1 protein-coding gene is annotated in these 232 nt (G+C 50.9%); it reads right to left on the reverse strand.

What is annotated here, in order from left to right:
• Nucleotides 1-232 (reverse strand): YcfL family protein (locus SB765_RS34170; protein ID WP_410933096.1); only part of this gene is annotated, 232 nt, incomplete at both ends.

The following is a 232-nucleotide window of genomic DNA, read 5'->3' on the forward strand; positions in this document are numbered from 1 at the left end:
GCGTTACCGCCGAATGTGCGGGAATGGTAACGCTGCGTGGCCTTTCCAGAGGATGCATCTCCAGCCCTCTGGCGTCATACCAGTAAAAACGATAATGAACGGTAATGGGTTCTTGCCTTTCGTTATAAAGCGTTGAGGATGCTGAAGGTTGAATATCAGACGTCGAAAGGACGGGCTTTTCTGCACTGATGCCCGCAGCCAATAAAGATGACTCCATCACCAGCGATTGCTC

This window comes from Pseudomonas sp. SIMBA_067 (assembly GCF_046534675.1).
GTDB lineage: Bacteria > Pseudomonadota > Gammaproteobacteria > Pseudomonadales > Pseudomonadaceae > Aquipseudomonas > Aquipseudomonas putida.